At 47.5% G+C, this 3110-nt stretch carries 3 protein-coding genes; all 3 read left to right on the top strand.

Annotation, left to right across the window (positions count from 1 at the left end):
• Positions 1–1015 (top strand): Gfo/Idh/MocA family oxidoreductase (locus AAGC65_RS21525; RefSeq protein WP_343114526.1); only part of this gene is annotated, 1015 nt, incomplete at its 5' end.
• A 6-nt stretch (positions 1016–1021) separates the two neighbouring features.
• On the top strand, positions 1022–1759 hold the full coding sequence (locus tag AAGC65_RS21520; RefSeq protein WP_343114525.1) for a glucosamine-6-phosphate deaminase: 738 nt from the start codon (positions 1022–1024) through the stop codon (positions 1757–1759).
• A gap of 81 nt (positions 1760–1840) precedes the next feature.
• On the top strand, positions 1841–3110 hold a 1270-nt coding region (locus AAGC65_RS21515), incomplete at its 3' end, for a GMC family oxidoreductase (RefSeq protein WP_343114524.1).

Below are 3110 nucleotides of genomic sequence, written 5' to 3'. Positions count from 1 at the left end.
TTTTATACCCGAAGCCGAAGTTGTGGCTGTATATGCCCGTAACCCCGAAAAAGCTAAAGCCTTTGCCGAAAAATATCAGATACCCCAATGGTTTGATGATGTAGATAAGCTCATTGCCGAGTCGGGTTGCGAAGTGGTTGATATTTGCCTGCCTAATTACCTGCACGCCCAGGCTACCATTAAGGCGGCCAAAGCCGGCAAGCACATCATTATTGAAAAGCCCCTCGCCGTAACTTTGGAAGAGGCCGACGAGATGATTGCCGTTTGTAAAGAAAATAATGTGAAGCTAATGTACGCCGAAGAACTGTGCTTCGCCCCGAAATATGAGCGGGCCAGGCAACTGGTTAAGGATGGCGCGGTAGGTGAAATATTTATGCTGAAGCAGGGCGAAAAACATTCGGGCCCGCACAGTGATTGGTTTTATGATATTAACCTTTCCGGCGGCGGCGTGATCATGGATATGGGTTGCCATGCCCTCGGCTGGTTCAGGTGGATGCTTGACCACGCCAAAGTAGCCAACGTGTATGCTACTATGAGCACCGTGTTTCATAAAGGCCGCACCAAAGGTGAGGATAACTCGGTTATTATTGTGGAGTTTGAGAACGGTGTTACTGCCGTTGCCGAAAACAGCTGGGCCAAACACGGTGGTATGGACGACCGCTGCGAGATATACGGTACCGGCGGTGTTATTTATGCCGATCTGTTCATGGGCAACTCTGCCGTTACCTATAGCCGTGAGGGCTATGGCTACGCTATGGAAAAGGCTGATACCAGTAAAGGCTGGAGCTTTACCATTTTTGAGGAAGCCTTTAACCAGGGTTATCCGCATGAGCTAAAACATTTTATTGATTGCGTACGCAATGATAGAACCCCATTGGTAACCGGCGAAGATGGCCGGGCCGTACTCGAAATTATCTATGCCGCCTATGCCTCAGCAGGGGCAGGCAAAAAAATAAACTTACCATTCAACCCTAAAGTAGCCAAGCCTATTGACTTATGGCTTGACCCTCAATAAACTCAAATGGAATTACAACTCTATAAAAATTACGAAGAAATATCATGGGCCGCTGCCTACCTAATATTGCAACAGGTTCAGCGCAAGCCTGATTCTCTCATTTGTTTCCCTTCGGGCGAATCGCCTACCGGCATGTATAAACAGTTAGTAAAATTTGCACAGGAAGGCCGAATCGACTTTAGCCAAACCAACTTTGTGGGTTTAGACGAATGGGTAGGTATGGACAAAACCGACGAGAACAGCTGTACCTATTTCCTGAACAAACATTTTTTTGAACCACTGAATATCCCGGCATCACAAATTCACTTTTTTAATGCTGCCGCTGATGATCTGGATGCCGAATGCGAAAAGATGAACCAACACATCAGCCAGCTTGGCGGTTTGGATGTGATGGTAGTAGGTATCGGCATGAATGGCCACATCGGCCTCAATGAGCCTGGAACCGATTTTAATACGTATGCCCATCATTCACCTTTAGAGCCTATTACCGCCACCGTTGCGCAAAAGTATTTTAAGCAGGAAACGGTAGTAACCGAAGGCATCACCCTTGGTTTGCGTCACCTTGCCGAAGCTAAAACCCCGGTTTTAATTGTGAGCGGAACCAAAAAGGCAGATATTATGGCCAAGGCCCTGAATGGCCCGGTTACTACCGATATACCGGCTTCTATCCTGCAAACCTTACAAAATGCTCAGGTATTTTTAGACCATGAGGCGGCTGAAAAACTGCTTACCCATAAGAGTTAATCAGACCTCTTAAAATCAACATAGACAAAATCTATACACAACAATAAATAAAATAGTTTTCACATATAACCACAAAGCAACATGTCAAACACTCCGGATAAAGCAGAAAACTTAAGCTACGATGCCATTGTTATTGGTTCGGGCATCAGCGGCGGATGGGCCGCTAAAGAACTGTGCGAACAAGGCTTAAAAACCCTGGTACTGGAGCGTGGCCGCAATGTGGAACATAATAAAGACTACCCCACCGCCACGATGGATCCCTGGCAGTTTAAACACCGCGGTCAAATGACCCGGGAGTTTTTAAAGGAAAATCCGCTCATTACCAAGGCCGCGGGCTACGGTGAAGATGATGCCCACTTTTTTATTAAAGATAAAGACCATCCCTATATACAGGAAAAACCGTTCGACTGGATACGGGGTTACCAGGTTGGCGGTAAATCGCTTACCTGGGGCCGTGCCTGCCAGCGCTGGAGCGAACACGAGTTTACCAACCCCGAGCGTTTTGGCTACGGCATCGCCTGGCCAATAGGCTATAATGATGTAGCCCCCTGGTACTCGCACGTGGAGAAATTTATAGGTGTATGCGGCAATAAAGACGGCATTGAAGCCATGCCCGACGGTGAGTTTCTGCCACCTTTTGATATGAATTGCGTACAGGATTTTATCCGCGAAAAGATCAGCGAAAACTATCCCGACAGACATTTGGTACATGCGCGCTGGGCGCACATCACCAAACCAAACCAAATTCACCTTGATCAGGGACGGGGTAAATGCCAGGCACGCAACCTGTGTATGCGTGGATGCCCCTTTGGTGGTTACTTTAGTTCGGTTAGCTCAACCCTGCCCTGGGCCAAGCGTACGGGCAACCTTACAGTAAGGCCATTTTCGGTAGTCCATTCGGTTATTTATGATGAAAAGCTGGGCAAAGCAAGCGGTGTTAAGGTGATTGACACCAATACCAAAGAGGTTATAGAATATAAGGCCAAAGTTATTTTCATGAACGCGGCGGCGCTCAACACTAATCTTATCCTGCTTAACTCTACCTCGGCACGGTTCCCGAATGGTTTAGGCAATGATAACGGCTTACTGGGCAAGTATGTGGCCTTCCATAATTACCGTGGATGGGTACACGCAACCATTGATGGCTTTCTGGATAAATATTACTTCGGCCGCAACCCTACCGATCTGATACTGGCCAATTATCGTAACCTTAAAAAACAGGAAACCGATTATAAAGGCGGCTTCACCACCTTTATGGGCGCTTACCGTAGTCCGTTGGCTTTTAGTGAACATGGCGATGGCATTGGGGGCGATTTTAAAGATTCACTCACTGAGCCAGGCGGCTGGCAGG

The organism is Mucilaginibacter sp. (assembly GCF_039207105.1).
GTDB lineage: Bacteria > Bacteroidota > Bacteroidia > Sphingobacteriales > Sphingobacteriaceae > Mucilaginibacter.
The sequence above is the reverse complement of the archived record's forward strand: the minus strand, read 5'-3'. Positions and strand labels throughout refer to the sequence as shown.

Bases quoted from the DNA above. Each gene is read 5' to 3' on its own strand.
- AAGC65_RS21520 (WP_343114525.1), top strand. From the start codon at position 1,022: ATGGAATTACAACTCTATAAAAATTACGAAGAAATATCATGGGCCGCT.